This is a genomic window from Phreatobacter aquaticus (assembly GCF_005160265.1).
Lineage (GTDB): Bacteria > Pseudomonadota > Alphaproteobacteria > Rhizobiales > Phreatobacteraceae > Phreatobacter > Phreatobacter aquaticus.
The window spans coordinates 2,434,165-2,460,844 of the sequence record NZ_CP039865.1 but is presented as its reverse complement, the minus strand read 5'-3'; the positions used below and the strand labels follow the sequence as shown (position 1 = coordinate 2,460,844).

General features: G+C 66.8%; 27 protein-coding genes. 17 read left to right on the top strand and 10 right to left on the bottom strand.

Annotation, left to right across the window (positions count from 1 at the left end; translation table 11 throughout):
* Nucleotides 1–5: 5 nt before the first annotated feature.
* Entirely contained in the window at nucleotides 6–842 is an 837-nt protein-coding gene (locus E8L99_RS11505) for a transporter substrate-binding domain-containing protein (RefSeq protein WP_137099666.1), read from the bottom strand.
* Between the two features lie 260 nt (nucleotides 843–1,102).
* On the opposite strand from E8L99_RS11505, the gene E8L99_RS11500 reads away from it, so the two are divergent.
* From E8L99_RS11500 to E8L99_RS11425, 16 genes are all read left to right on the top strand, one after another.
* The gene (locus E8L99_RS11500; protein ID WP_168201652.1) at nucleotides 1,103–2,296 is read left to right on the top strand and encodes an ABC transporter substrate-binding protein; all 1,194 of its coding nucleotides are present in this window, start codon (nucleotides 1,103–1,105) and stop codon (nucleotides 2,294–2,296) included.
* A gap of 332 nt (nucleotides 2,297–2,628) precedes the next feature.
* Nucleotides 2,629–3,474 (top strand): branched-chain amino acid ABC transporter permease, encoded by an 846-nt coding sequence (locus E8L99_RS11495; protein WP_137099664.1) that lies wholly within the window; start codon nucleotides 2,629–2,631, stop codon nucleotides 3,472–3,474.
* Nucleotides 3,471–4,484: a branched-chain amino acid ABC transporter permease gene (locus E8L99_RS11490; protein ID WP_137099663.1), complete on the top strand. Its 1,014-nt coding sequence runs from the start codon at nucleotides 3,471–3,473 to the stop codon at nucleotides 4,482–4,484. The genes E8L99_RS11495 and E8L99_RS11490 overlap by 4 nt, the downstream gene beginning before the upstream one ends.
* Nucleotides 4,481–5,194, top strand: coding sequence for an ABC transporter ATP-binding protein (locus tag E8L99_RS11485; RefSeq protein ID WP_137099662.1), 714 nt, complete (start codon nucleotides 4,481–4,483; stop codon nucleotides 5,192–5,194). The genes E8L99_RS11490 and E8L99_RS11485 overlap by 4 nt, the downstream gene beginning before the upstream one ends.
* Nucleotides 5,191–5,886 carry an ABC transporter ATP-binding protein gene (locus E8L99_RS11480; protein ID WP_137099661.1) on the top strand — a complete coding sequence of 232 codons (696 nt, stop codon included), beginning with the start codon at nucleotides 5,191–5,193 and terminating at the stop codon, nucleotides 5,884–5,886. Before E8L99_RS11485 ends, E8L99_RS11480 begins: the two co-directional genes overlap by 4 nt.
* Before the next feature lie 39 nt (nucleotides 5,887–5,925).
* Nucleotides 5,926–6,747, top strand: a complete 822-nt coding sequence (locus tag E8L99_RS11475; RefSeq protein ID WP_137099660.1) for an enoyl-CoA hydratase/isomerase family protein — start codon at nucleotides 5,926–5,928, stop codon at nucleotides 6,745–6,747.
* Between the two features lie 97 nt (nucleotides 6,748–6,844).
* The gene (locus E8L99_RS11470) at nucleotides 6,845–8,482 is read left to right on the top strand and encodes an AMP-binding protein (RefSeq protein ID WP_137099659.1); all 1,638 of its coding nucleotides are present in this window, start codon (nucleotides 6,845–6,847) and stop codon (nucleotides 8,480–8,482) included.
* A 28-nt stretch (nucleotides 8,483–8,510) separates the two neighbouring features.
* On the top strand, nucleotides 8,511–9,521 hold the full coding sequence (locus E8L99_RS11465) for an NADPH:quinone oxidoreductase family protein (protein ID WP_137099658.1): 1,011 nt from the start codon (nucleotides 8,511–8,513) through the stop codon (nucleotides 9,519–9,521).
* A 4-nt stretch (nucleotides 9,522–9,525) separates the two neighbouring features.
* Nucleotides 9,526–9,957: a PaaI family thioesterase gene (locus tag E8L99_RS11460; RefSeq protein WP_137099657.1), complete on the top strand. Its 432-nt coding sequence runs from the start codon at nucleotides 9,526–9,528 to the stop codon at nucleotides 9,955–9,957.
* Nucleotides 9,958–10,065: 108 nt separating this feature from the next.
* The gene (locus E8L99_RS11455; protein WP_215907074.1) at nucleotides 10,066–10,764 is read left to right on the top strand and encodes a TetR/AcrR family transcriptional regulator; all 699 of its coding nucleotides are present in this window, start codon (nucleotides 10,066–10,068) and stop codon (nucleotides 10,762–10,764) included.
* A 308-nt stretch (nucleotides 10,765–11,072) separates the two neighbouring features.
* Complete coding sequence (locus tag E8L99_RS11450) at nucleotides 11,073–11,825, top strand: enoyl-CoA hydratase/isomerase family protein (protein WP_137099655.1); 753 nt, start codon at nucleotides 11,073–11,075, stop codon at nucleotides 11,823–11,825.
* Nucleotides 11,826–11,837: 12 nt separating this feature from the next.
* On the top strand, nucleotides 11,838–12,578 hold the full coding sequence (locus tag E8L99_RS11445) for an SDR family NAD(P)-dependent oxidoreductase (protein WP_137099654.1): 741 nt from the start codon (nucleotides 11,838–11,840) through the stop codon (nucleotides 12,576–12,578).
* Nucleotides 12,579–12,606: 28 nt separating this feature from the next.
* Nucleotides 12,607–13,437 carry an enoyl-CoA hydratase family protein gene (locus E8L99_RS11440; RefSeq protein ID WP_252511344.1) on the top strand — a complete coding sequence of 277 codons (831 nt, stop codon included), beginning with the start codon at nucleotides 12,607–12,609 and terminating at the stop codon, nucleotides 13,435–13,437.
* Between the two features lie 39 nt (nucleotides 13,438–13,476).
* Nucleotides 13,477–14,646: an acyl-CoA dehydrogenase family protein gene (locus tag E8L99_RS11435; protein WP_137099652.1), complete on the top strand. Its 1,170-nt coding sequence runs from the start codon at nucleotides 13,477–13,479 to the stop codon at nucleotides 14,644–14,646.
* Between the two features lie 24 nt (nucleotides 14,647–14,670).
* Nucleotides 14,671–15,816, top strand: a complete 1,146-nt coding sequence (locus tag E8L99_RS11430) for an acyl-CoA dehydrogenase family protein (protein WP_137099651.1) — start codon at nucleotides 14,671–14,673, stop codon at nucleotides 15,814–15,816.
* A gap of 13 nt (nucleotides 15,817–15,829) precedes the next feature.
* Complete coding sequence (locus E8L99_RS11425; RefSeq protein WP_137099650.1) at nucleotides 15,830–16,960, top strand: CaiB/BaiF CoA transferase family protein; 1,131 nt, start codon at nucleotides 15,830–15,832, stop codon at nucleotides 16,958–16,960.
* Nucleotides 16,961–17,388: 428 nt separating this feature from the next.
* On the opposite strand, the gene E8L99_RS11420 is transcribed toward E8L99_RS11425, so the two are convergent.
* The 8 genes from E8L99_RS11420 to E8L99_RS11385 form a co-directional block, all read right to left on the bottom strand.
* Nucleotides 17,389–19,299, bottom strand: coding sequence for an AMP-binding protein (locus E8L99_RS11420; protein WP_137099649.1), 1,911 nt, complete (start codon nucleotides 19,297–19,299; stop codon nucleotides 17,389–17,391).
* Nucleotides 19,300–19,302: 3 nt separating this feature from the next.
* On the bottom strand, nucleotides 19,303–19,599 hold the full coding sequence (locus E8L99_RS11415) for a Dabb family protein (RefSeq protein ID WP_137099648.1): 297 nt from the start codon (nucleotides 19,597–19,599) through the stop codon (nucleotides 19,303–19,305).
* 25 nt (nucleotides 19,600–19,624) lie between these two features.
* A complete protein-coding gene (locus tag E8L99_RS11410; protein WP_137099647.1) occupies nucleotides 19,625–20,386 on the bottom strand; it encodes an SDR family NAD(P)-dependent oxidoreductase in 762 nt (253 codons plus the stop codon).
* 17 nt (nucleotides 20,387–20,403) lie between these two features.
* Nucleotides 20,404–21,186: an SDR family NAD(P)-dependent oxidoreductase gene (locus E8L99_RS11405; protein ID WP_137099646.1), complete on the bottom strand. Its 783-nt coding sequence runs from the start codon at nucleotides 21,184–21,186 to the stop codon at nucleotides 20,404–20,406.
* A 20-nt stretch (nucleotides 21,187–21,206) separates the two neighbouring features.
* The gene (locus tag E8L99_RS11400; protein WP_137099645.1) at nucleotides 21,207–21,962 is read right to left on the bottom strand and encodes an SDR family NAD(P)-dependent oxidoreductase; all 756 of its coding nucleotides are present in this window, start codon (nucleotides 21,960–21,962) and stop codon (nucleotides 21,207–21,209) included.
* A gap of 25 nt (nucleotides 21,963–21,987) precedes the next feature.
* Entirely contained in the window at nucleotides 21,988–22,746 is a 759-nt protein-coding gene (locus E8L99_RS11395) for an SDR family NAD(P)-dependent oxidoreductase (RefSeq protein ID WP_137099644.1), read from the bottom strand.
* Nucleotides 22,747–22,849: 103 nt separating this feature from the next.
* On the bottom strand, nucleotides 22,850–23,590 hold the full coding sequence (locus E8L99_RS11390; protein ID WP_137099643.1) for an SDR family NAD(P)-dependent oxidoreductase: 741 nt from the start codon (nucleotides 23,588–23,590) through the stop codon (nucleotides 22,850–22,852).
* Entirely contained in the window at nucleotides 23,587–24,792 is a 1,206-nt protein-coding gene (locus E8L99_RS11385) for an ABC transporter substrate-binding protein (RefSeq protein WP_137099642.1), read from the bottom strand. Before E8L99_RS11385 ends, E8L99_RS11390 begins: the two co-directional genes overlap by 4 nt.
* A 246-nt stretch (nucleotides 24,793–25,038) precedes the next feature.
* Here E8L99_RS11385 and E8L99_RS11380 point away from each other — a divergent pair, with 246 nt between their 5' ends.
* Nucleotides 25,039–25,845, top strand: coding sequence for an IclR family transcriptional regulator (locus E8L99_RS11380; protein WP_137099641.1), 807 nt, complete (start codon nucleotides 25,039–25,041; stop codon nucleotides 25,843–25,845).
* A 12-nt stretch (nucleotides 25,846–25,857) separates the two neighbouring features.
* Here the strand turns inward: E8L99_RS11380 and E8L99_RS11375 are convergent, their stop codons facing one another.
* Nucleotides 25,858–26,631 (bottom strand): cyclase family protein, encoded by a 774-nt coding sequence (locus tag E8L99_RS11375; protein WP_137099640.1) that lies wholly within the window; start codon nucleotides 26,629–26,631, stop codon nucleotides 25,858–25,860.
* Nucleotides 26,632–26,680: the final 49 nt, after the last annotated feature.

Here is a 26,680-nt window from a genome sequence, read left to right as displayed (position 1 = left end):
CCGCGTCAGCCGAGCATTTCCTTGATGATCGGTGGGGCCGCCTTGGGGTCGAGGCCGAAGCTGGTGAGGAATTCCTCGTACCAGGTCTGGATCTGGCGGCTGCGGTAATAGCCACTGATCTGCTCGTCCACCCAGGCAACGAAGGCGGTGTCGCCCTTGCGGACGGCCGCGCTGGACGGGTTGGACCGGGTCGGCTGAGGCACGACGATCTTGCCTGCGCCGAGGCGCTGGCGGGCTGCGATCAGCGGGGGATGGAACAGGCAGACCGCTTCGACCCGGCCCGACTGGAAAGCGGCGATGGCCTCGGTATTGCCGGGAAAGCGCTGGATGGTGGCCTTCGCGACATTGGCGGTGAGGAAGGCGTCCATGCTGGTCGCCTGCGGCACGGCGATCCGGACCTCCGGCTTGTTCAGGTCCTCCCAGTTGCGCACGGCGAGCTCATCCTTGGCCAGCACCGCGAGGGAATAGTAGAGCAGAGGCGATGCCGGGAAGTCGACCGCCTGGGCGCGTTCAGGCGTCGCGTCGAGCACATACATGATGTCGATGCGGTTGGCCTGGAGGGCCGCGATCGCCGTGCCCCAGGTGACCTCGACCGGTTCGAAGCGGACGCCGAGCGCTGTTGCCATGGCCTTGCCGACCGAGACGCCGACACCGGACGACCATTCGCCGGTGCGGGGATCCTTGGAATACCAGGGGGGCGCCTGGGTCACGCCGACCCTGAGCGAGCCGCGGCGCTTGACCTCGTCCAGGGTGCCCGCGCCTTGCGCGATAGCTGGGGCGACGAGTGTGGCTCCCGCCGAGACAACAAGGGATGCGGCAAATATCCGTCGATCGATGCTCATGGGACCCTCCGTCCGGCCTCGGCTGAAGCTCTGTCGTCGGACAGTCAAAAGCGCAGATTGTCGATTGTCAACAATCCAGCGAAGCCAGGGGGCGGGCGGACCTGTCCTCGCGACACCTGTTCGTTCCCGGCGGATGCTCGCCGCGCCGGCCGGCCATCTTAACCGTCCCCTCCATCCTTCGCTCGCTTGACAATTGCCGGTCACCCGATGGATGAATGAATGAACATTCATTCTTAAAAAGACCAATGGAGGAACGACCCATGCAGACGACAAGAAGGACGCTTCTGATCGGCGCGTCGAGCGTTGTGCTCGCCGGAGCTGGTACGGCCCATGCCCAGACCAAGGAGCCGCTGAAGATCGGCGTGCCCACGGCACTGACCGGCACCTATGCCCAGCTCGGCGACGAGGCCAAGCGCGCCATCGAATTCGCCGTCGCCGAGGCCAATGCCGCCGGCGGCGTCAACGGCCACAAGGTCGAGGTCCGCTTCCTCGATACCGAGGCCAAGCCCGAGCTTGCCCGCCAGCAGGGCGAGAAGCTGGCGCTGGCCGGCTTCAACGTGCTGACCGGCTCCATCGCGTCCGGCGAGGCTCTTGCCATGGGCCCGATGCTGGCGCGCTGGAACGCGATCTATGTCGCGACCATCAACAAGGCGGACGACATCACCGGCAAGCAGTGCCAGGGCCGCATGTTCCGCGTGAACCGCCCCGATTATTCCGATGCCGCCGTGGTGCAGCCCTGGCTTGCCACGCGACCGGAAACCAAATGGGCCGTCGTCGCGGCCGATATCGCCTGGGGCCGCAATTCCGGCGCGAGCTTCAAGAAGGCCTCGGAAGCCACCGGCAAGACCATCGTCTCGGAAAACTATCCGGCCTTCGGCAGCAATGACTACGCCGCCCATATCCAGAAAGTCGCCGATTCCGGTGCCCAGGCCCTTTGGGTGGCGCTCGCTGGCCGCGATGCCATCAATTTCGCCACGCAGGCCAAGCAGTTCGGCCTGTTCGAGAAGGTCGTCACCGGCGGCACCAGCTTCACCACGGACGGCACGGTGAAGGTGCTGGGCGAGACGGTGAAGGGCATCCACACCATCATCAACTACAGCGCGACGCTGGATACGCCGTCGAACAAGAAGTTCGTCGCCGACTGGGCGGTCAAATATCCGGGCAGCTTGCCGACCAATTTCGAAGGCGAGACCTATATCGGCATGCAGGTGATCTTCCAGGCAGTGAAGAAGGCCAACAGCGTCAAGCCGGCCGACATCGCCAAGGCCATGGAAGGCGCCAGCTTCGACACGATCCTCGGCTCGCAGATGATGCGCAAGGAAGACCATCAGCTGATCGGGCCGAACTATTTCGGCCAGGTCGCGATGGCCAATGGGGCGCTCCGCCCGGTCATCAACATGACCGTTCCGGCGGACGTCGCCACGCCGAAGCCCGACGGCACCTGCCGCCTCTGATCCCGACCATGCTGTCCGGTCGCGCTTCGGGCGCGGCCGGACCCGTCTGGCGAGAGCAAGGCACACGGTTGCCCCCGCATCCCGCAACACTCCCAATCGGCGGATTGTCCCGCCGCGCGGCTTGGACCTACCCTTCGCTCCCCTACCCGCGAACGAGGCCCGGTCATTGACAGACGCAAACTGAATGAATATTCATTCAGCAACGACGCGATCGCAACGCGTCATGCAGAAGGGAAGGACGTCATGGCAGGATTGAGCGGCCCGGCCCGCACCGAGATCGCCTACGGCGCGACGTTCGCTCCCCGCGCCCCGTTGACCCGGATGCGACTGGCATGATCCAGATCATCAATGGCTTGGTCTATGGCAGCTTTCTCTACCTGCTGTCCGTCGGACTGGTGCTGATCTTCGGCCTGCGCCGCGTGACCAATTTCGCCCATGGCGGCCTGTTCATGCTGGGCGCCTACATTTCCTACGCGGTCGCCGCCTATCTCGGCTTCTGGACCGGCATGGTCGTCTCGGTGGTCGCGCTGGCAGCCCTTGGCGTGCTGCTCGACCGCTTCGTGTTCCGGCCATTGGCCCATGAGGACGCGATCGTCACGCTTCTGGTGACATTCGGCCTGTTGTTCGTCGTCGAGGATCTCGTTCGCACCATCTGGGGCAAGGACTTCCTCACCGTCGCGCCGCCGCAGATCCTCTCCGGTGTCGTGCCGATGTTCGGCGCGACCTTCCCGGTCTATCGGCTGTTCGTGATCGCTGTCGCCCTGGCCGTCGCCGCCGGCCTTGCGATCTGGCTGCGCTCCAGCCGGGTCGGCCTCTATGTCCGCGCCTCCAGCGTCGATCCGGTCACCACGGGCATGCAGGGCGTCGATACGGACCGGCTCAGCGCTCTGGTGGTCGCCATCGGCACTGGCCTTGCCGGCCTCTCCGGCACGATCGCCGGGCCGCTGCTCGCGCTGTCGTCGTCCATGGGCGGCTACATCATCATCGACTGTTTCGTGGTCGTGGTCACCGGAGGCCTCACCAGCTTCACCGGCGTGTTCATCGCAGCCCTGCTGATCGGCCAGGTGCACAATCTCGGCATCGTCTTCGTCCCCGAACTCGCCTCGATGCTGCCGCTGGCCATCATGGCGCTCGTGCTGACCCTGCGTCCGCAAGGCCTTGCCGGAGCCGGAAAATGACCATGCCCTCCGTCGAAACCAACGCGGCTTCGCCTCGTCCGGCATCGCGGTCACCGCTGCCACTGGCGGCCGTTGTCATCGCCTGCGCCCTCGGGCTCGGGCTGCTCGTGCCGGTCCTGGTGTCGTCGCAGCTGGCGCTCACCCTGATGACCCAGGCGGTGATCAGCGCGGTGCTGGCCACGGGCATCGGTTTCATGATCCGCCAGAACGGCCTGACCAGCTTCGGCCATGCCGCCTTCTATGGACTGGCGGCCTATGGGGTCGCGCTCAACGGCAAGTTCGGCCTGATGCCGACCGAACTCGCCATCATCCTCGCGATCGTCCTGCCGTCGATCCTCGCCTTCGTCGCCGGCCTCGGCATCGTCCGGCTGCCGCCCCTCGCCTTCTCCATGCTGACGCTGGCCGTCGCCCAGTCGTTCCACGAGATCTTCCTGCGCTGGCGCGACCTCGCCAATGGCGACGACGGCATGGCGGTGCGCCTGCCATCCACGCTGTTCGGGATGGACATCGCCGTGTTCCAGCAGCCCGCCACCATGTTCGTCGTCTGCTGGATCGTGCTGGTGCTGATCATCGGCGGCCTCTGGCTGATCGCGCGCTCGCGCTTCGGGCTGCTGACCATCGCCATTCGCGAGAACGAGGAGCGGGCCCGCTATATCGGCTTCGAGACCGTGGTGCCGCGCGCCATCATCTATGGCGTGTCGGCCGCCGTCGGCGCCATCGGCGGCGTGTTGTTCGTGCTCTACAACGCCTTCGTCACGCCGGGTGTCCTGCACTGGTCGCTGTCGGGCGAGGCGCTGGTCATGGCGGTGATCGGCGGCGCGCGGGCCATCTGGGGCCCTGCCCTCGGCTCGGTGATCTTCTTCATGTTCAAGGATGCGGCCGGCGACCTCACCGAGCACTGGCCGGCGATCATCGGCGTGACGCTGATCGTCGTCACGGTCCTGCTGCCCCATGGCGTCAGCGGCCTCCTGTCCAGCATGGTCGCCAAACTGAAGGGGAAGGCCCGATGAGCGGCTTTGCTCTCGAAGGCATCGACATGACGCGCCGCTATGGCGGCTTTGTCGCGGTCGACAAGGTCTCCATCGCGCTGGTCCCCGGCGAGATCCGCGGACTGATCGGCCCCAATGGCGCCGGCAAGTCGACGCTGATGGACGCGCTCTGCGGTCGCGGCGGCGGCACGACGGTCGGCACCGTGCGCTTCCAGGGGCGCGATATCAGTGGCTTGTCCGCCCGGGCACGGCGCCGTGTCGGCCTCGCCCGCTCGTTCCAGAAGACCAATATCTTTGCCGACCTCGAAGTGCGCGAGCAGATCAGCCTCGCCGCCAGCGCGGCGGAGACCGACAATACCGAGGAGGTGATCAAGGCGCTTGGGCTGTCAGCCCTCGCCGACCGGCGCGCCGCCGACATTTCCTATGGCGACCAGCGCCGTCTCGACCTGGCCCTTGCCCTCGTCGGCAAGCCCTCGGTGCTGCTCCTCGACGAGCCCGCCGCCGGCCTGTCGATCAGCGAGTCCCTGGTGTTGGCCCGGCTCCTGCGTGAACTCGCCACCAGCTGGGGCGTCACCGTGCTGATCGTCGAGCACGACATGGACGTCATCTTCTCGATCTCGGATCGCATCACCGTGCTGCATCTCGGCAAGATCCTGGCCGACGGTCCGGGCGAGGAAATCCGCGCCAACCAGGAGGTGGTGCGCGCCTATCTCGGGACCAGCATCACATGACCCTGCTCCGGCTCGACGGCGTCCATGCCTCCTACGGCGAGGCCCAGGTGCTCCACGATATCTCGATCAGCGTCGCACGCGGCGAGCGGGTCGCGATCCTCGGCCGCAACGGCGTCGGCAAGACCACCGTGGTCAATGCCTGCCTCGGGATCGCCCGGCTGCGCAAGGGCACCATTGCCTTTGCCGGTCAAACGGCGTCGGCGATCCGCCATTTCACCGCCGCGCGCGCCGGCATCGCGGTCGTGCCGCAGGGCCGGCGGATCGTGCCGGGCCTGACGGTGCGCGAGAACCTGCTGCTCGGCGCGGCTGTCGGCCGCAGCGGGCGCTGGTCGTTCGAGACGGTCTGCGAGCTCTTCCCGATCCTGCGCGAGCGGGCCGACACGCCGGGCACCGCGATGAGCGGCGGCCAGCAGCAGATGCTGGCCATCGGCCGGGCGCTGATGGCCAATCCCGATCTCCTGGTGCTCGACGAACCGAGCGAGGGACTGGCGCCGGTCATCGTCGACGAGCTCGGCGAAACGCTGGTCGGCCTTGCCGCCGGCGAGACCTCGATCCTGCTGATCGAGCAGAACTTCAGCCTCGTTCACCGTGTGGCCGAGCGATACTACGTCATGTCCAAGGGCGCCGTGGTCGAGGAAGGCCGGCTCGAGGGCCTGTCCAGGGAAAGCCTGAAGAAACACGTCGCCGTCTGATCCGGCGGCGATGCCAATGGAATGAGAGGAAGCCCAGCCATGTCCCAAGCTCCTGCCGATCCCTATGCCAAGTACCAGCGCCTGAAGTTCGACCGGCCGCACCCGCGTGTGCTGCGCGTGACCATGTACAATCCGGAACGGCTGAACTCCGCCGACGAGATCATGCATGGCGAACTCGCCACTATCTGGCAGGACATCGACAAGGATCCGACCGTCTCGGCGGCGATCCTGACCGGTCACGGCAAGGCCTTCTCGGCCGGCGGCGACTTCAAGATGATCGAGAAGATCATCAACGATTTCGAGACGCGCGCCCGCAACTGGAAGGAAGCGCGCGACATCGTCTACAACGTGATCAATTGCTCCAAGCCGATCATCAGCGCCATTCGCGGACCGGCGGTCGGCGCAGGCCTCGTCTGCGGCCTGCTTGCCGACATCTCCATCGTCACCAAGGACGCCCGGCTGATCGACGGCCATACCCGGCTCGGCGTTGCAGCCGGCGACCATGCGGCGATCATCTGGCCGCTGCTCTGCGGCATGGCCAAGGCCAAATATTACCTGCTGCTGTGCGACCCGGTCTCGGGCGCCGAGGCCGAGCGCATCGGTCTGGTCTCGCTGGCGGTTGACGATGCCGACCTCGACGCCAAGTCGATCGAGATCGCGACCCGTCTCGCCGAGGGCGCGCCGAACGCCATCCGCTGGACCAAATATGCGCTGAACAACTGGCTGCGCCAGATGGGCCCGACCTTCGACGCCTCGCTGGCGCTGGAATTCATGGGCTTCACCGGCCCCGACGTGAAGGAGGGCCTCGCCTCCCATGTCGAGAAGCGCAAGCCGGTGTTCCCGGAAAGCTCACCGCTCTGACGTGACCTGACAACCGGCGGCGACACGACCGCCGGACATCAAAATGCGCGGCGCCTCAAGGGCGTCGCCCGGAAACGACCGCCCGAGGGAGTGGACCATGCATATGGATGGGTTTGCCGCGCGCCGCGACGCCATGGTGAAGGCTGGATTCTGGAAGAACCGGACCCTGCTCGACGATTTCGACCATCGGGTGAAGGAGCAGCCGGGCGCCCTGGCGATCGTCGCCCATGACGTGACCCAGGCGAGCCAGACGCGCCTCACCTATGGCGAACTCGACGAGCGGGTGACGCGCATCGCGGTCAACCTCGCGGGTCTTGGGGTCGAGGTCGGCGATGTCGTCTCCTACCAGTTGCCCAACTGGTGGCAGTTCGTCGCGCTGCATCTCGCCTGCCTGCGCATCGGCGCGATCACCAATCCGATCATGCCGATCCTGCGGCGCCGCGAGTTGGAATTCATGCTCAACCACGCCCGCTCCAAGGTGGTGGTGACGCCGCAGGTCTTCCGCGACTTCGACCATGGCGCGATGATCGCCGGCATGCGCGATGTGCTGCCCCATCTCGCTCATGCCCTGGTGATCGGCGGCGAGGGTGATGCAGCGTTCGAGCGCCTCCACGACAAGCCGGTCGACCAGACGGCGGCCACAGCGCTGTTCGCCGCGCGCCGGCCGAAGCCGGACGACATCATCCAGGTGCTCTACACCTCCGGCACGACCGGTGAGCCCAAGGGCGTGATGCACACGTCCAACACCCAGATCAGCAATCTCGGCCCCTATATCGAGCGGCTGCACCTGTCGGGCCAGGACATCGTGTTCATGGCCTCCCCGCTCGCCCACCAGACCGGCTTCATGTACGGGCTGATGATGCCGATCGTGCTCGGCTGCCACGTGGTGCTGCAGGATATCTGGAACCGCAAGGTGGCCGCCGACCTGTTCGCAGCCGAGCGGCCGACCTTCACCATGGCCTCGACGCCATTCCTCGCCGACCTCACCGACGAGGCGGAGGCGAGGCCCGAGGCCTTCCGCTCGCTCCGGGTGTTCCTGGCGGCCGGCGCGCCGATCCCGCGCGTGCTCGTGCGGCGCGCCACCGACCATATGGGCGCCACCATCGCGTCCGGTTGGGGCATGACGGAGAACGGCGCGGTGACCGTCACCAAACCGGAAGATCCACCGGAAAAGGCCTTCGAGACCGATGGCTGCCCGCTGCCGGGCATGGCGGTGCGCGTCGTCGACCCAGCCGACAAGCCGCTGGCCGCCGGCGAGGAGGGCCGCCTGCAGGTCAAGGGCTGCAGCAATTTCGTCGGCTATCTGAAGCGGCCGGATCTCAATGCGGTGGATGCCGAAGGCTGGTTCGACACGGGCGATCTCGCGCGCATCGACGCCGAAGGCTATGTCCGCATCACCGGCCGGGCCAAGGACATCATCATTCGCGGCGGCGAGAACATCCCGGTCGTCGAGATCGAGGGCCTGGTCTACAAGCACCCCGATATCAACGATGTCGCCATCGTCGCCATGCCGGATGATCGCCTCGGCGAGCGCGCCTGCGCCTTTGTCACCACCCGGCCCGGCACAAAGGTGACGCTCGGCGACGTGACGGCCTTCCTGTCGAGCCAGCACATCACCAAGAACTATCTGCCTGAACGGCTGGAAGTGCTGAGCGAGCTGCCGCGCACCGCCAGCGGCAAGATCCAGAAATTCCGCCTGCGCGAGATGGCCAAGACGATGAAGCCCGGCGAGTGAGCAGGGCGGCAGCCGGAAGGAGCACGCCGTGAAAGCAGTGGTGGTCGAGCGGTTCGGCCCGCCGGAGGCCCTGGTGTTCCGCGACTGGCCGAGGCCGGAGCCGTCACCGGGCGAGGTGACGGTCGACGTCCATGCTGTCGGCCTCAATTTCCCCGACGTGCTGGTCGCCGCCGGCAAGTATCAGACCCTGCCGCCTCTTCCCTTCGTACCGGGCAAGGAATTCGCCGGGATCGTCGCGGCCGTTGGCGAAGGCGTCACGCGCTTCAAGGCGGGGGACCGCGTCGTCGGCCAGCTGGAGAACGGTGCCTTCGCCGAGACCGTCCGGGTGTCCGCCGAGCATTGCTATCCGATGCCCGCCGGCCTTTCGATGACCAGGGCCGCCGCCCTGGGACTGACCTATCAGACGTCCTGGTTTGCACTCTTTGATCGCGGCCGGCTGAAGCCCGGCGAGACCGTGCTGGTAACCGGTGCCGGCGGTGGTATCGGCGTCTCGGCCATGCAACTCGCCAAGGCCGCGGGATGCCGGGTGCTGGCCGGCATCGGCAGCCCCGACAAGCGCGACTTCGTGCTGGCGCAGGGCGCCGATGCCGTGATCGACATGAGCGGCGCAAACCTGCGCGACAACGTGCGCGCGCAGGTTCAGGCGGCAACTGACGGGCATGGCGCCGACGTGGTGATCGAAAATGTCGGCGGCCCCGGATTCGAGGCCTGCCTCAGGGCGCTTGCCTGGGATGGGCGGCTCGTGGTGGTCGGCTTTGCGGGCGGCGAGATCCCGAGCGCGCGGGCGAACTACATTCTGGTCAAGCATATCGCGGTGACCGGTATTCACTGGAGCGACTATCTCGAGCGGATGCCGGACCGGGTGCGCGAGGTGCAGGCGGACCTGTTCGCCATGGCGGCGGATGGCCGTATCGACCCGCCGCTCTGCGCGGTGGTGCCGATCGAGGAGATCGCAGACGCCATGGAGCTGATCGTCACGCGCAAGGCGCTGGGCAAGGTGGTGCTGGTCACGGCGCGTGGGCGCGAGCCTTCGTCATGATCCGATGACCAGCGCAGTCCCACCCGGCATTCCCGAAGGCTATGAGCCGACACCGGCGCTGGATGGCAATTTCGATCGGGTCCTGGGGCCGCTCTACAGGCGATCCAATGGCCCCGGCTTCGCCTTCAGGACTGGCGAGGCGCACAGCAATATCCGCGGCGCGATCCATGGCGGCGTGCTCACCGCCCTTGCGGACCAGACGCTGGGGCTGACTGTCATGGAGGCGATCGACGGTGGCATGGCGGTCACCATCAGCCTCACTTGCGATTTCGTCGACGGCGCCAGGCCGGGCGATCTGATCGAGTGCTCGGCCGCGGTGACGCGGGTGACGCGCTCGGTCGTTTTCGTCCAGGGCGAATTGCGCTGCGGAAAAAGGTTGCTTCTGACCGCAACCGGGCTTTGGAAACGGTTGCGTCCGGTTTATCCAACAGGTTGATGCCTGTCCCGGCGACGGGACAATCGAGCCGAACTAGATCGGAAGACGATGAAGAAGCCTCTGACACCCCCCCCTAGGGCTTTTGATCAGACGATCGTCAAGAGCCAGGTGACCGACGAGAAGCTGGTCATGCGCAGGCGTGAGCAGATCGTCGCGGCGGCGGTCGAGCTGTTTTCCGATCAGGGCTATTATCGCACGACCATCCAGGACATCGCGCGCAAGGCCGGCGTTAGCATCGGCCTGATCTACCAATATGCGCAGACCAAGGAAGACGTCCTGCTGCTCTCGCTGATGAGCGTGCTGGAATCGTACAAGCAGGAAATCCCGCTCTCGGTCACCACGATCAGCGATCCGCTGGAAGCCTTGTGGTCGTCGCTCGCAACCTTCTGCCGGGTCATCGATCACCGCAGGAGCGCGGCCGTTCTCGCCTATCGCTCGACGAAATCGCTGCCGCGCGAGCAGCGCGAGCTGATCAAGCAGCTGGAGCTCGAGACCAACGAATTCATCGCGCAGCGCCTGCGCGACTGCGTGGCGGCCGGCGTGTTTCGTGAGGTCAATGTCGATCTCGTCACCTACCAGCTGGTGCTCTATGCCCATACCTGGGCGCTGAAGCACTGGCGGCTCAGCCAGATCACCACGATCGAAGGCTATATCGAGCAGGGCTTCGATTTCTTCGTCCATGCCATGGCGACCCCGAAGGGCCTGATCCAGTACGGCCAGTTCCTCGCCGCCCACCGGGCGACGGCGGCCAGGGCCGGCAAGGCGGGAGCCAGCAAGACGAAAGCGCCGGCCAAGGCCCGGGACTGAGACCTGGATCGGCCGCTCGCCGAGGCTGGGCAGTCCGCTTGCCATGAGCCTGGTCGCTGGCCCCTCTGATCAAGAGCGCCCGTCACCCTGCCCCCGCCTGGCAGCGCCGCAACCTCGCCGGTCGCTGAGCCCCAAACCGGTCGTCTCGCCGCCACTGAGGCCGCCACGCCCGTCGCTTCGCCACAGGGCGCGCGGCATCCCGTCCCGCCGCCACTGACCACGACAACCCATGCGCCATTCGGCCGCTTGACGCAGGCACCAGCGTCCCATATTCCAGAAGAATGAATGATCATTCATTCGGTGAACCCATGTTCAGAACAGAGACCAGGGGATCGGTGTTCGTGCTCACGATGGAGCGCGCGCCGGTCAATGCCATCAACCGTGCCTGGATCGACGGCTTCGACGCCGTGCTCGACGAGCTCGACCAGCGCCCGGACATCACCGTGCTGCTGGTGCGCTCGTCGCAGCGCACCTTCTCGGCCGGCGCCGACCTCAAGCTGATGCGGGAGTGCTTCGCGACCGACGATGGCCCCGACGCGATGGTCGAGACTGTCCGCCGCATCCAGCGGCTCTATGACCGGATCGAAAGCGCATCCCAGGTGGTGATCGCCGAGATCGGCGGCGCGGCCCATGGCGGCGGTTTCGAACTGGCGCTCGCCTGCGATCTCCGGGTGGCGGCGAAGACCGCGCCGCTCGGCCTGCCCGAGACCCGCCTCGGCCTGCTGCCGGGAGCCGGCGGCACGCAGCGCATGTCCAGGCTCTGCGGCCCGGGCGTGGCGCGGCGGATGATCCTGACCGCCGAGGTGATCACCGGCGCTGAGGCGCTCGGTCTCGGCCTTGTCCAGTGGGCGGTGCCGGCGGAAGAGCTCGCCGCCTTCACGCTCGCGCTCGCCGAGCGAGTGGCCACCATGTCGCCCAAGGCGCTTTCCGCCTGCAAGCGCTGCTTCTCGGCCGCCGATGCCGAACTCGGTTCAGGCCTGCAGATCGAGCTTCTCGAAACCCACAAGCTTCTCAACACCGGCGACACCCGCAGGCGGGTCGCCGCATTTCTCGACCGATAGAGGACTGATCCCATGAGGCTCGAAGGCAAGACCGTCGTCGTCACCGGAGCGGCATCGGGCATTGGTCTCGCGACCGCGGAAGTTCTGGCGCGTGCCGGCGCGGCCGTTGTGCTGGCCGACCTCTCGGCCGACAAGGGCGAGGCCCAGGCGGCCAAGATGCGCGCCGAAGGGCTGAAGGCGACCTTCCTCCACCTCGACGTCGCCTCCGACGAGTCGATTGCGGCTTTCGCCGCCGCCGTGCTTGGCCGCGGTGAGGTTCACGTGCTGGTCAACGGCGCCGGTTACGGCAAGGGCCAGCCCTTCGTCGAGAATGACAGCGCCTTCTGGGACCGGGTCGTCGACGTCAATCTGATGGGGCCGGTCAAGCTGATCCGCGCCCTGCTCGATCCCATGATCGCCCGCCGCTCGGGCAAGATCGTCAATGTCGCCAGCGATGCCGGCCGCGTCGGCTCGTCCGGCGAGACCGTCTATTCCGGCGCCAAGGGCGGTTTGATCAGCTTTTCGAAGGGTCTTGCCCGCGAAATGGCGCGCTATTCGATCAATGTGAACTGCATCTGCCCCGGCCCGACCGAAACGCCGATGCTGATGGCGCTGCCGGAAAACCACCTCGAAGCCTTCAAACGTGCGATTCCGTTCCGCCGTTTCGGCAAACCTGAGGATATCGCCAATGCGATCCTGTTTTTCGCCAGCGATAAATCCGATTACATCACCGGACAGACGCTCAGCGTCTCCGGCGGCCTGACCATGGCCTGACCCGATCATCGTTCAAGAGGATTTCCCCGTGCAGACGTTCAAAGCCGCTGATTACAAGGCGACCCATTTCAAGTGGGAGGTTGCCGGCAAGGTCGGGACCGTCACGCTGAACCGGCCCGAGCGGAAGAATCCGCTGACCTTCGAAAGCTATGCCGAACTGCGCGACCTGTTCCTCAAGCTGGTCTATGCGACCGATGTGAAGACGGTGGTCGTCACCGGCGCTGGCGGCAATTTCTGCTCTGGCGGCGACGTCCACGAGATCATCGGCCCGCTGGTCCGCATGCAGGAAGCCGGCGACATGCCGGGCCTGCTCGCCTTCACCCGCATGACCGGCGATCTCGTCAAGGCGATGCGCCATTGCCCGCAGCCGATCATCGCGGCGGTCGACGGCATCTGCGCCGGCGCTGGCGCCATCGTCGCCATGGCCTCTGATCTCCGCATCGGCACGCCGCGCGCCAAGACCGCCTTCCTGTTCGTGCGGGTCGGCCTTGCCGGCGCCGACATGGGCGCCTGCGCGATCCTGCCGCGCATCATCGGCCAGGGCCGGGCCTCCGAGCTGCTCTACACGGGACGCTCGATGTCGGCGGAGGAAGCCGACAAGTGGGGCTTCTTCAACAAGGTCGTCTCGCCTGACGACGTGCTGGCCGAGGCCCAGACGCTCGCCAAGGAACTGGCCGACGGCCCGACTTTCGCCCACGGCATCACCAAGACTTGCCTCCACCAGGAATGGTCGATGGACATCGACAGCGCCATCGAGGCGGAGGCCCAGGCGCAGGCGATCTGCATGCAGACCAAGGATTACGGGCGCGCCTACAACGCCTTCGTTGCCAAGCAGAAGCCGGTCTTCGAGGGCAATTGATCATGCGTGCCCCGTCTCATCGAACAGCGGAGAGCGTCCATGCTTGCCGCTGATTTCCTTGCGCTGCCGTTCTTCGATGACGCCCACCGCGCCTTCGCCGACCGCCTTGGCACATGGGCGGAGGCGACGGTCCCCGGCCTCGTCGACCATCACGATGTCGATGGCTCGTGCCGCCGGCTGGTGACGGCGCTCGGCGAGGCTGGCTTCCTCAAGGCCTGCGTGCCCGGCGATCAGGGTGGCCTTCGCGCCGCCCTCGACGTGCGCACGCTCTGCATCGCCCGCGCGACGCTTGGCTATGTCGACGGTCTCGCCGACTTTGCCTTCGCCATGCAGGGGCTGGGCACCGGTCCGATCTCGCTGTTCGGAACACCTGCGCAGAAGGCCGCCGCCTGCCCCTCGGTGCGCGACGGCAAGGCGATCTCAGGCTTCGCGCTGTCCGAGCCCGATGCCGGGTCGGATGTCGCGGCCCTCTCCACCACGGCCACGAAGGTTGCCGGTGGCTGGCGGCTGGATGGCACCAAGACCTGGATCTCCAATGGCGGCATTGCCGACCGCTACGTGGTGTTCGCGCGCACCGGCGAGGCCGCGGGCGCCCGCGGCATCTCGGCCTTCATCGTGCCGGCCGACACGCCAGGTCTCTCGGTCATCGAGCGGATCGAGGTCATCGCGCCGCATCCGCTGGCGACCCTCGGCTTCGACAATTGTGTCGTGCCGGAGGACGCCCTGCTGGGCCGCCCCGGCCAGGGCTTTGCCATCGCCATGGCGACGCTCGACGTGTTCCGCTCAACCGTTGCGGCGGCCGCTCTCGGCATGGGCAATCGCGCCCTGCATGAGGCGAGCCGGCGAGCGGTCAGCCGCAAGATGTTCGGCGCGCCGCTCGCCGACCTCCAGCTCACGCAGGCCTCGCTTGCCGACAGCGTCGCGGAGCTCGAAGCTTCCGCCCTGCTGATCTTCCGCGCAGCCTGGGAGAAGGATCAGGGCCGCGAGCGCATCACCAAGGAGGCGGCGATCGCCAAGATGGTGGCGACCGAGAACGCCCAGAAGGTGATCGACCGCGCGATCCAGATCTTCGGCGGCCTCGGCGTGAAGAAGGGCGAGAAGGTCGAGGAGCTCTATCGCGATATCCGCGCGCTGCGGATCTACGAGGGCGCGACCGAGGTCCAGAAGATCGTCATTGCCCGCGCCCATCTCGCCAAATTCCAGAACTAGAACAGACCATCCGGGACGAACGCCATGATCCTCACCGAGCAGCAGACGATGATCCGCGACATGGCGCGCCAGTTCGCGCGCGAGAAGCTGGCACCGAACGCTGCCCGGTGGGATCGCGAAAGCCATTTCCCGATGGCGGAAATCCGGGAAATGGGCAGCCTCGGCCTGATGGGCATGAATGTGCCGGCGGAATGGGGCGGTGTTGGTGCGGATTATGTGTCGACCGCGCTGGCGCTGGAGGAGATCGCCGCCGGCGATGCCGGCACATCCACCGTGATGAGCGGGCACAATTCGGTCGGCTGCATGCCGCTCGTCACGTTCGGCACCGACGAGCAGAAGGAGCGGTTCCTGAAGCCCATGGCCGAGGGGCGCATGATCTCCGCCTTCCTGCTGACGGAAGCCCATGGAGGCTCGGATGCCGGCGCGCTGGCCACCCGCGCGGTGCGCGACGGCGATCATTATGTGCTGAACGGCACCAAGCAGTTCATCACCACGGGCAGCAATGCCGATGTCGCGCTGATCTTCGCCCGCACCGGCCCACAGGACGGCACCAAGGGCATTTCCGCCTTCATCGTGCCGCTGCCGGCGCCGGGCTATGTGGTGGTGCGCAAGGAGGAGAAACTCGGCCAGCACTCCTCCGACACCTGCCAGATCGCGTTTGAGAACCTGCGCGTGCCGGTGGCGAACCGCCTCGGCGCCGAGGGCGAGGGTTACCGGATCGCACTCTCCAACCTGCAGGGCGGACGCATCGGCATTGCCGCCCAGGCCGTCGGCATCGGCCGCGCGGCCTATGAGGCGGCGCTCGACTATGCCCGCGACCGCGTGGTGTTCGGCAAGCCGATCATCGAGCATCAGGTGGTCGGCTTCCGCCTTGCCGCCATGGCGACGCGGATCGAGAGCGCCCGTCAGATGGTGCTGCATGCGGCCGCACTCTCCGATGCCGGCCAGCCTTGCCTGATGGAGGCCTGCATGGCCAAGCTCGTCGCGTCCGACGCGGCCGAATGGGTCTGTTCGGAAGCGATCCAGACCATGGGCGGCTACGGGTATCTCGCCGACTTCCCGGTCGAGCGCCATTATCGCGATGCCCGCGTCACCCGCATCTACGAGGGCACCAACGACATCCAGCACCTCGTCATCCTGCGTGAGATGCAGAAGCGCAACGCCGCCTGAGCGGGGGACAGCCATGGCCGCGCCGCTGCCGCCGCTCAGCGGCCTGAAGGTCCTCGACTTCTCCAACCTCCTGCCCGGACCGCTGGCGAGCCTGATTCTGGCAGAGGCGGGTGCGGAGGTGATCAAGGTCGAGCGGCCCGGCACCGGCGACGAGATGCGCTCCTATGCACCGCCCTTTGCCGGCGCGAGCGGCAATTTCGCCCTGCTCAACCGCGGCAAGGCGAGCCTGGTCGCGGATCTGAAGGATGCCGGCGACCTCGCCCACATCAAGGCGCTCGCCGCCGAGGCCGATGTGCTGATCGAGCAGTTCCGGCCGGGCGTGATGGCGCGGCTGGGGCTCGGTTACGAAACACTCGCCACGGACAATCCGCGGCTGATCTATTGTTCCATCTCCGGCTACGGCCAGTCGGGTGAGCGGGTCGCCAAGGCCGGTCACGATCTCAACTATCTCGCCGAGGCCGGCCTGCTCGGCCTGACGCGCGGCACCGATGGCGCGCCGGTCCTGCCGCAGGTTCTGGCCGCCGATATCGGCGGGGGCGCCTATCCGGCGGTGCTGAACATCCTGCTGGCGCTGCAGCAGCGGGCGCTAAGCGGCCGGGGTTGCTCGATCGATGTCGCCATGGCCGACAATCTCTTCACCTTCGCCTATTGGGGACTGGCTGCAGGCCATGCCGGCGCCTGGCCAAGGCCTGGCGGCGAGCTGATCACCGGAGGCTCGCCCCGCTATCAGATCTATCGCACCGCCGATGACCGGTTCCTCGCGGCAGCGCCGCTGGAGGAGCGGTTCTGGCAGGTGTTCTGCGACAGGATCGGACTTGGCCCGGAAGACCGCGACGACCGTCCCGATCCGCAGGCGACCCGCGCCAAGGTTGCAGGCCTGATCGCCGGACGCAGCGCTGCCGCATGGCAGGAGGCGTTCGGAGATGCCGATGTCTGCGTCTCGGTGGTCGCGACGCTGGAGGAAGCGGCCAACGATCGTGCCTTCGTCGGGCGCGGCCTGTTCGCGCGTGAGGTCTCGGGCGTGGGCGGCGCGATGGCCGCCCTGCCGGTGCCGATCGATCCGGGGCTCAGGGAGCCGTCAGCATCGCGCGCCTTTCCCATGCTGGACGAGGCCGCGCGGCGGACCGGCTGGGCAGGCGGGTGAGGACAGGCAGGTGCGAGCCTGCCGCTTCTTCCTCCTTCCAGGCCTTTCCATGCGTCATGGCCGGGCTTGTCCCGGCCATCCACGCCTTGGGTTCGTCTGGGCGACGGATCGAAGACATGGATGCCCGCCTCAGGGGCGGGCATGACGTGGTGAGAGTGAGCCTGAGGTTCTGAGTGTTCGGGCCGTGCCACCAGCCAAGCCGCGCATCCGTCACCCCCGGCGAGCCCGAAGGGCGAGGGAAAGGGGGTCCAGGAGCTGTTCGTCCTGGTCTCACAGCAAGCGCTCGCCTGTGAGCGCGAGTGTGACCCTCGTGGCCCCTGGATCCCCTTCCCTCCCTCGGCTTCGCCTCGGTCGCCGGGGATGACGTCGAGAGAGTTCCGACGTCATGCGCTTGTGGCTGCCGGTAACAGACCCGGCCTCCAAAAGGCTCACGCCTTCGCCACCACCGCCTTCAGCCCGTCCACCGCCTCCGGATTGACCAGGCCCGACAGGTCGCCGACCGGCTCGCCGAGCCAGATCGAGCGCACGACGCGCCGCATGATCTTCATGCTGCGTGTCTTGGGGATCGCGTCGACGAAGGTTACCGCCTTCGGCCGGAACGAGGCGCCAAGACCGGCCACCACGGCCTTTTTCAGTTCGTCGGCGAGTTCCGGTGTCCCGGTAACGCCGCGCGCGGGCACGCAGACGCAGATCACCGCCGAGCCCTTGAGTGGGTCGGGAATGCCGATCACCGCGGCCTCGCCGACCTTGCCGGTGCCGAGCAGCAGCGCCTCGACCTCCGAGGGGCCGGTGCGCTTGCCGGCAATCTTGATCGTGTCGTCGGACCGGCCATGGACGAACCAGTTGCCGTCGAGGTCGACGGAGGCAAAGTCGCCGTGGATCCACATGTCCGGCACCTTGGCCCAATAGGCCTCGATGAAGCGCTCCGGCGAGCGCCAGAGGCCGCGCGTCAGGCCGATCGAGGGGATTGTCAGTGCGAGTTCGCCGACCTGGCCGCGCGGCAGCGGCTTGCCCGCATCGTCGACGACGGCGGCCCCCATGCCCGGGATCGGACCTGCGAAGGCGCCAGGCGGCAGGTTCTGATGCAGCATGGTGCCGGAGACGATGCCGCCGCCGATCTCGGTGCCACCGGAATAGTTGAGGATCGGTGCGCGGCCCTTGCACACATGCTTCAGGAACCAGGTCCAGGCCTCGGGCGTCCAGGGTTCGCCGGTCGATGCGGTGATCCTGAGCTTCGGGAAGTCGAAGCTGGCGATGACCTCCGGCGGCTGCTGGATGAAGTTGCGCACCATGGTGGGCGCGACGCCGAGGAAGGTGACGTCGTGGTCCTGGGCGAGGCGCCAGAGCCGGCCTTGGTCGGGGAAGTCCGGCGTGCCCTCGGCCAGCACCATGCTGGCGCCGATCAGCGGCACGGCGACGGCAAGGATCGGGCCGGTCAGCCAGCCCATGTCGCTCATCCAGAGCAGGCGATCCTCGGGCGTCAGGTCGAGGATGATGCCGAAATCGAGCGCCACCTTGGTCATGAAGCCGCAATGGCTGTGCACCGTGCCCTTCGGCTTGCCCGTCGTGCCGGAGGTGTAGACGATCATGCAGGGGGCATCGGCCGGCATCGGCTCGGCCGGGCACGAGGCCTCGCCCTTGGTGAGGTCATGCCACCAGAGCCGGTTATTGCCCTGGGGACGGTCGGCATGGCGCGCGACGACCACCACATGGGCCAGCGCCGGCAGGTCCGGCCGGACCTGGTCGATGATGTCGGCCATGGCGATCGGATTGCCGCGCCGGTAGGTGACATCGACGGTCACCACGGCCTTCGCCTCGGCATCGGCGAGCCGCTCGATCACCGCCTGCGGCCCGAAGCCCGAGAACATCGGCAGCGCGATGGCGCCGATCCGGGTGATGGCGAGGAAGGCCGCGATCGTCTCCGGCAGGAACGGCATGTAGATGCCGACCACGTCGCCCTTGCCGAGACCGAGCCGCTTCAGGCCCGCTGCGGCGCGCTCCGCCTCGGCTGCAAGCTCCGAATAGGACCAGACCCTGTTCTCGCCGTCCTCGCCTTCCCAGAAGATCGCGGCCTTGCCGCCATGGCCGCGGGCGAGCGTCCGCTCCATGCAGTTGTAAGCGATGTTGGTGGTGCCGCCGATGCACCATTCCGGCCATTGCACGCCCTTGGAGGTGTCGAGCACCTTGTCGAACGGCTTGAAGAAGGTCAGGCCGTGGAAATCCATGACGGCCGGCCAGAACCATTCGGGATCGCGGTCCGCGCGCGCGATCAGGTCCTCATAGGATGCGAAACCGTGGCGATCCATGAAGCGCTGCAGCTGGAAGGGTGGGGCTGTCATCGCTCAGGCTCCCTGATCGGTATCGAGGACGACGATGCGGTCCATCCGCGTCGCCATGAAGGCCTTCATCTCCTGATGGACGGGCGAGACCTGGTAGGCATCGTGGGCGGCCGATGAGGTGAACACGCCGACGATGCCGTGGGTCAGGCCGTCGCTGCGCGCGGCGATGTTGTCCGCCAGGAAATAGCCGATGACATCGGCGCATTCGGCCTTCACCCGTTCGACGTAATGCTGCGCCTTGGCGAAGAAGTCCGGCCCGGTTCCGGGCGTGAAGCTCATCAGGACGATGTGGTGGAACATGGCGTGGGTCCTTCGGGAAATGGGGTCAGCCGGTGGTCCAGCCGCCATCGACGATCAGCGCCGAGCCGGTCATCAGCGCGGATGCGTCGGAGGCCAGGAACACGACAGCGCCCATCAGGTCCTCGACCGCACCGACGCGACCGAGCTTGATCTTGGTGGTGACGAAGGCGCGGAACGCCGGATCGCTCAGCGCCGGCCGGGTCATCGCCGTCTCGATGAAGGTCGGGCACAGGCTGTTGACCCGGATGCCGAGGCCGGCGAGATCGGTGGCCATCGATTTGGTCATGCCTTCGACGGCGAACTTGCTGGTCGAATAGGTCGAGCGGGCCGCGAGCGCGATATGGCCGGCCTGCGACGAGATGTTGATGATCGAGCCCTTCACGCCGGCCGTCGCCATGCGGCGGGCCACCGCCTGGGCCGCGAAGAAGGCGGCACGCACATTGAGATCGATCACCGCGTCGAAATCGGGCTCGGTGACCTCCAGGAACGGGCTCGGCCGGTTGGTGCCGGCATTGTTGACGAAGATGTCGAAGGCCGCCCGCGCATCCATCGCGGCCCGGAAGGCGGCGGTGTCGGTGACGTCGATCACCAGCGTATCGGCCTTGCCGCCCGCCTTGCGGATCTCGTCCGCGGCCGCCTCGATCTCGGAGCCGGTCCGCGCGGCGAGCGTCACCATGGCGCCCGCCTGGGCGAGGGCAGCCGCCAGAGCGACACCAATGCCTCGGCCGGCTCCGGTCACCAGCGCCAGCCTGCCGTCGAGGCGGAAACTTGGGGTCGTGGGCAGCATGGGGCGCTCTTTCTGGATCAGCCGAAGGCGAGATAGCCGCCATCGACGGTGAGGACGGTTCCGTTGACGAAGGCTGCACCGGGAGAGGCGAGATAGACGGCGGCCGGCGCGATGTCGTCGGGCTGGCCCCAGCGGCCGTTCGGCACCCGCTCCATCAACTTGGCGGTGAACACCGGATCGGTGTGCAGTACCTTGGTGAACTCGGTGGCGGTATAGCCAGGCGCAATGGCGTTGCAGGTGATGCCAAGCGGGCCGAGCTCGATCGCCAGCGCCCTCACCATCGAGGTGACACCGCCCTTGGCGGCGGCATAGGCTGAGATCTGTGCCTTGGGCGACTGCACGGCGATGGAGCCGAGCATGATGACCCGGCCATAGCCGCCCTTCTCCATGTGCGGGATCGCCGCGCGGGTGCACAGGAAGGCGCCGTGGAGATGGGTGTCGATGACCGCGCGCCACTCGTCATAGCTAAAATCGACGAAGCGCTTGCGCCGCTGGATGCCGGCATTGTTGATGAGGATGTCGAGCCGGCCCTGATCGGCGGCGATGGCATTGATGCCGGCGGCCACCGCCTGCTCGTCGGTCACGTCGAAGGCGCAGGCCGAGCCCTTGAGGCCCGCGGCCTTCAGTTCCGCAAGCTTTGGCTCGAGCGCCGCCGGATCGAGATCGTTCAGCACGACATGGGCACCCGCTTCCGCCAGGCCGCAGGCTATGCCCCAGCCGATGCCGCGGGCGGAGCCGGTGACCAGCGCGACGCGGCCGGCGAGCGAGAAGGTATCGGCGTGGGTTCTGGCGGTGCTCATCGGCTCTGGTCCCGGCGCTGTCAGGAGATGGTCAGGCCGCTATCGACCGCCAGGATATGGCCGGTCGTGCGGGCGGATTCGTCGGAGGCGAGGAACAGGGCGGCCTGCGCGACATCGTCGGGCTCGGCGAGGCCGACCAGATGACGCTCGGCGATTGTCCGGGTGGTCTCGTTCTCGGCGAACTGGGCCATCACGCGCGCCGTGCGGGTGACGCAGGGCGCGACCGCATTGACCCTGACCTTGTCGGCCGCGAATTCCACCGCCATCGAGCGGGTGAGCGCGGAGATAGCGCCCTTCGACGCCGTGTAGGCATCCTTGCCGGGCCAGCCCATCAGGGCGACGATGGAGGAGGCATTGATCACGGAACCGCCGCCGGAGCGGACGATCTCCGGAATGGCGTGTCGGCTCATCAGCCAGGTGCCGAGCAGATCGAGCTTGATCGCGCGCCAGAATTCGTCGATCGGCGCCTCGGTCAGCGGACCGTCCTGCAGCGTCGAGCCACCGGCATTGTTGTAGAGGATGTGGAGACCGCCGAAATGGGCGACGGTGGTGGCGACAGCCGCGCTGACGCTCGCCTCGTCGGTCACATCAGTCTGCACGAACAGTGCCCTGCCGCCGGCCGCATTGATCGCCGCAGCGGCGTCCGCGCCGGTCCTGGGGTCGAATTCGGCGATCACCACGCTTGCGCCCTCGCGGGCGAACAGGTCCGCCGACGCGCGGCCGATGCCGCTGCCGGCACCGGTGATGAGGGCAATCTTGTCCTTCAGTCTGGCCATGTCGTTCCCCAGTCCCCGGCGCCGGTCAGCGCATGTAGGCGCCGCCATTGACGTCGATGGTGGTGCCGCAGATGAAGCTCGCGCCGGGCGAGCAGAGGAAGGCGATCGGCCAGGCAATCTCTTCGGGGCGGCCGAAGCGGGGAACCGGCATCGCTTTCAGCGCGGAGGGATCGGCGGTCGCGACCATGGCGGTATCGGTCGAGCCCGGCGCGATGCCGTTGACCAGCACTTCCGGCGCGGCGCGGCGGGCCATCCAGCGCACCATCGTGTGCACCGCGCCCTTCGAAGCCGCGTAGTGCAGCGGCGAATGTGCATAGGTACCGCCGGTATGGGCGGCGACCGAACCCAGCAGCACGATGCGGCCCGAGCCACGCGCCTTCATCGCCGGTAGCAGCGCCCGGGCGAAATGGGCGGGCGCCCGGACATTGATCGTCATGGCGGCCTCGAAATCGTCGTCCCAGGCGTCATCGGTCCACTGGCTGGTCGGGAAGATGCCGGCATTCAGAACGAGGGCGTCGATCGCGCCTGCATCAGCGCAGAGCGAAGCGATCTGTGAGGGCAAGGTCACGTCGCAGGCGATGAACCGATGGCTGCGCCCATTGCCAGCAAGACCGGCGAGCAGGTCCGGCGCGGCAACGCGGTCGGTCAGCACGAGTTCGGCGCCAAGGTCGGCGAGCAGCGACGCGGTCGCCCGGCCGATGCCGCCGGCAGCCCCGGTCAGCAGGATCCGCTTGCCGGTGAGGTCATAGGGGCGCGACGAGAGCGCTGCTGCAGAAGCCGCCACGGTGTTTCCTCGAGTATAATTCTTATTATGCGAGATAATTGATTGCGCGCGAACATGTGTCAATCGCCGTTGCCACCCTGCGCGGCTGCCTTGCGCAGGACCGTCAGTGGATGTGGTAACCGCCGTTGACGTCGATGACCGTGCCGGTGAGGTAGCCGGCGAGCGGACTCGCCAGGAACAGGATCACGCGCGCCACGTCCTCGGCCGTGCCGAACCGGCCGAGCGGGATCGTCTCGCTGATGGCGCGACGGCGGTCGTCGTCATATTTGCCCTCGGTCATGCCGGTATCGATGATGCCAGGCGCCACCGCATTGGCGCGGATGCCGAACGGCCCGCATTCGCGCGCGGTCGCCTTGGTGAAGCTGATCACACCACCCTTGGACGCCGCATAATGCGACCCGCCGAGCAGGCCGCCGCCGCGCTGGGCGGCGATCGATCCAAGATTGACGATCGCCGGCCCGGAGCGGCTTTGCTTCAGATGCGGCAGGGCCGCCTGGGTCACATTGAAGGTCCCCACGACGTTCACCTCCAGCATCCGCGCGAAGTCCTCCGCCGTCATGTCGGGAATGCGGGTGGGGGCGACGATGCCCGCATTGTTGACGACGATGTCGATGCCACCGAGCGTGCGCGCGGCCTCGTCGACCGCCAGCCTGCAGGCGGCGGCGTCGCTGACATCGAGCACGCGGGCGGTCTGGCCGGGGCCGAGCGTGCCGATCGGAAAGGCACGATCGAACACCACGACCTCGGCGCCCTGGTCAACGAACAGCCGGGCGGTTGCCTGGCCGATCCCGGCGGGATGGCCGCCGCCGGTGACGATCGCCCGGCACCCCTTCAGCAGCGTCATGTCTTGGCCAGCGGACAGACGCTTTCGGCCAGGGGCCGGAAGGCCTTTTCGGCCGGGATTGTGGTGATCATCTTGTAATAGTCCCAAGGCTTCTTCGACTCGCCCGGGCTCTTCACCTCAACCAGATACATGTCGTGGATCATGCGGCCGTTCGGCATCAGCTTGCCGTTGCGCGAGAACATGTCCTCCACCGGCGTGGCGCGCATCTTTGCCACCACCTTGTCGGTATCCTTGGTGCCCAGCGCCTGGACCGCCTTGAGATAGTGGAGCACGCCGGAATAGACGCCGGCCTGGGATTCGGATGGCATCTTGCCGAGCCGGGCGTGGAAGCGCGTGGCGAAGGCGCGCGTCTTCTCGTCCATGTCCCAATAGAAGGGCACGACGAATTGCAGGCCCTGCATCGTGGCGAGGCCGAGCGAGTGCACATCGGTGATGAAGGTCAGCAGGCTCGCCAGCTTCTGACCGGTCTGGTGCAGGCCAAACTCGCGGCCCTGCTTGATCAGATTGACGGTGATGTCGCCGCCCGAGGCGAGCGCGACGATCTTGGCGCCGGAGCCTTGCGCCTGCAGCAGGTAGGACGAGAAATCGAGCGTCTGGAGGGGATGACGCACGCTGCCGGCGATCTTGCCGCCATTGGCAATCACCGCTTCGCGCATGGCCTGCTCCATGCTGTGGCCATAGGCGTAGTCGGCGACCAGCAGGAACCATGAGTCATAGCCCTGGCCGATCAGGGCGCCGGTGGCGCCGCGGGTCTGCGAATAGGTATCGAACGTCCAGTGCAGACCGTAGGGGCTGCACGAATCCTCTGTGAGGCGATCGGTTGCCGCATTGGCGTAGATGGCGAGCTTCTTCTTTTCCTTGGTCAGATTGTTGACGGCGAGAGCGATCGCGGAATTGGGCACGTCGAGGATGACGTCCACGCCATCGAGATCGTACCACTGGCGTGCCAGATTGAGCCCGATATCCGGCTTGTGCTGATGATCGGCGAAGACAACCTCGATCGGCGAGCCGAGCACGGCGCCGCCGAAATCCTCGATGGCGAGCCGGGCCGCCTCGACGGAGCCCTTGCCGGAAATGTCGGCGAACGGCCCGGCCATGTCAGCCAGCACACCGAATTTGACTTTCTCGGCGGCGGCGGCGCGGCCGGCCGTCATCGCCATGGCGGCGCCTGCAGTGAAGACCCTTCTCGTGACCGATGACATCAGCTTCTCTCCCTGGGGTTTTTTCCCGGCGCTCGAGGACATCGGCACCGGGCTCGGCCGCACCTTGCTCGGGTCGGGGTCGGGGACGTGTCCCGGCACCACCCTCGTCAGGCATCAGTCGAAATTTTGCTCAGGATGATTGAGAATTCTCACAATGCAAGAAAAATCATAACATGACTTCCAGGCGGCTTTCTGCCACAGAGAGAGGCCTCGCTCCTGTTCCACGACGCCTCCAGCCGAAAGCCCATGACCAGCCTCGCCAAGATGCTCAAGATTCTCGAGCTTTTCGAGGACGATAGGTCGAGTTTCGAGCTGGATGACGCGGTCGCGGCAACCGGCGCCTCGCGGGCAACTGTCTACAGATATCTCCAGGCGCTCTCGGCCTCGGGACTGATCGCGCCGGCCACCGGCGGCAGTTTCGTGCTGGGGTCGAAGATCATCGAGCTCGACCGTCTCGTTCGGCGAACCGACCCGCTTTCGACCAGCGCGCGGCCGATCATGGAGGCGGTGAGCGCCCGGCTCGGGCTCAACATGCTGCTGTGCAGCTACTATGGCGACAAGGTCATGTGCGCGGAGATCGTCTGGCCCGATCGCAGCGTCCGGCCGGCCTACGAGCGCGGCCGCACGATGCCGATGTTCCGCGGCGCCATGGCCAAGCTGATCCTCGCCCATCTGACGGCCTATCAGCTGCGCAACATGATGCTCTGGCACGCTGACGAGATCCGCGCGGCCGGCCTTGGCGACGATTGGGAGGCTTTCCGCCAGGCCATGGCGCGGATCCGCAAGGACGGCAGCTGCGTCACCCGCGGCGAAGTGGTGGAGGGACTGGTCGGGATCGGTGCGCCGGTCTTCGATCCGGACCGGCGCATCCTTGGCAGCATCGTCTTCGCCGTGCCCGAAAGGCGGGTCGCCGAGATCGGCGAGACGGTGTTGCGCGCCGAAATCATTGCGATTGCCGGCCAGATCGACACCGAAATCAGCCGTCACATGCCGGCTGGCAGCGGAGCGGCCGGGCGCTCCGCCCGCCCCAGGCGCGCGCGGCGGACCGACTGAACGGCGTTCTGCTCAGTCGATGATGGCGATGGCGCGGGTCCAGCCTGCCGAGGCGCGCTCGATCTTCACCGGGAAGCAGGAGACCGTGAAGCCGGTGGAGGGCAAGAGCTCCAGATTGTACAGCTTCTCGATGTGCGAATAGCCGATGTGACGGCCGGCCTTGTGGCCCTCCCAGATGAGGCTCGCGTCGCCGGTCTCGGCGTACTTCTTGGCCGTGTGGACGAACGGCGCGTCCCAGCTCCAGCCGTCGATGCCGGTGACGCGGACGCCGCGCTCCAGGAGATACATGGTTGCCTCGTGGCCCATGCCGCAGCCCGAGGTGACATAGTCCTGCTGGCCATATTTGAGGCCCGCGCTGGTGTTGACGACAACGATGTTAAGCGGCTGCAGCGTGTGGCCGATGCGCTTCAGCTCGGCTTCGACATCGGCGGCGGTTGCGACGTAACCGTCGGGGAAATGGCGGAAGTCGAGCTTGACGCCCGGCTGCAGGCACCATTCCAGCGGAACCTCGTCGATGGTCCAGGACCGCTCTCCGCGGTTCATGGTGGGATGGAAGTGCCAGGGCGCGTCGAGATGGGTGCCGTTGTGGGTCGAGAGCGTCACGCGCTCGACCGCCCAGGCCTGGCCGTCCGGCAGATCCTCCGGCTTCAGACCGGGAAAATGCGGCAGCATCCGCTTCATGCCGGCCTGGTGGTCGACATATTCGATGGTCGGATGCCCGCCCGGGGGATCGGCGGGGACATCGTTCTGCAGGGGTACCGAAATGTCGATCAGCTTGCGCGCCATGGGATGTTTCCTCGTGTTTTCTTGATTGACCGGCGGAGCCGCCGAACCT